The organism is Virgibacillus sp. 7505, from assembly GCF_002272135.1.
Lineage (GTDB): Bacteria > Bacillota > Bacilli > Bacillales > Amphibacillaceae > Terribacillus.
The window spans coordinates 1-1,582 of sequence record NZ_NPBF01000034.1; the positions used below are offsets into that span (position 1 = coordinate 1).

Below are 1,582 nucleotides of genomic sequence, written 5' to 3' on the forward strand. Positions count from 1 at the left end.
AAAAACACATAAAAAAGAGGAATCCCACGGGATTCCTCTTTTTTATATTATTTATCTAAATTCAATACAGTCAATTTCTCTCTTGTCATGGAAAGAATGCTGTTCGCAATACCCTGCGTTCCCATACCAGAACCTTTCACACCAAGGAATGGGAAGTGGTCTGGACCACGCTCTGTGCGTCCGTTGATTTGGACAGCACCAGTTTCCAATTCATTTGCAATATAGAAGGCTTTATCTACATCTCGAGTGAAGATGCTTGCCTGCAAACCATACTCGGATTTATTAGCAATCTCGATTGCTTCCTCATCAGAACCAACGCGGATAACAGGTAATACCGGACCGAATGGCTCTACCCATGCAACATCCATATCCTCCGTTACATGATCAAGCAAAGTCGGATGAATCAGATTGCCTTCGCGTTTGTTACCTGCAACAAGTGTCGCGCCTTTTTCCAACGCGTCATCAATCAAAGCTTGAACACCGTCAGCAGATTTACTGTCGATCAATGGAACGACTGTATTGCCATCTTCCGGAGATCCGACAGCCAATTTTTCTACTTCGGCCTTCAGTCTTGAAACGAGCTCATTTGCCACATTATCGTGGACAAGCACACGCTTGATAGCTGTACAACGCTGACCTGAATAGGAGTATGCGCCGCTAATGATATTCTTCACAGCTTTATCAAGATCCGCATCTTCGCGGACGATACCAGGATCCTTACCACCAAGCTCAAGAACGACTGGCTTCATGCCAGCTACTTTCGCCAGGTTCTCACCTGTTTTTGTTCCTCCAGTGAAGGAGACCATGCTAATATCTTTATGCTCCACAAGGAAGTCACCGATGACAGAACCGCGGCCAGTGACGATATTGACAACACCTGCCGGGAAGCCAGCTCGGTCGAATGCCTCCATCATCTTGATACCGCTCAAAGCGCCTTGCGTTGCAGGCTTGAAGATGACCGTATTACCGGAAATAAGTGCTGGAGCCAGTTTGGATGCTGATAAGTTTACTGGATAGTTGAAAGGCGCAATTGCCAGAACGACACCTAAAGGTACTCTGTCCACAATACCAACCTTGGAACTGGATCCACCCGGGAAACGATCGCCTCTCATGCTTTCGCCATTGGTATGCAATGCTTCCTGTGCAGTATAACGGATATAATCATATGTCCGCTGCACTTCACTTTTAGCATCCTTCAGGCTCTTACCGACTTCAAGCATCATTGTTTGTGCAAGTTCATCCTGCATTGCAAGCAGTTCATCCGCCCATTTATAAAGCAAATCTGCTTTTTCCTGCAAGGAAACCTTTGCCCATGCTTTTTGTGCTTGCTTCGCTGATTGAATTGCTGCTGCTGCCTCTTCCTGAGACAATGCCTGCACAGTTCCAACGACGCCCTCTTTGTACGGAGACATGATTTCCACTACATTCCCGGTGGTGCTTTCTTTCCATTCGCCATTCACATAATAACGTTGTGCTGTTAATGTTGACTCCACTACTTTTTCCTCCTCGTGTTGCAGTTAGTTTATTTAATTAAAAAACTTAAAAAAGTTTCTGACACTCATTCTACTACTAACATTTTTAT

At 45.1% G+C, this 1,582-nt stretch carries 1 protein-coding gene; it reads right to left on the bottom strand.

Going from position 1 to position 1,582, the window contains the following annotated elements:
* Nucleotides 1-47: 47 nt before the first annotated feature.
* A complete protein-coding gene (locus CHH91_RS16050; protein WP_286160817.1) occupies nucleotides 48-1,493 on the bottom strand; it encodes an NADP-dependent glyceraldehyde-3-phosphate dehydrogenase in 1,446 nt (481 codons plus the stop codon).
* Nucleotides 1,494-1,582: the final 89 nt, after the last annotated feature.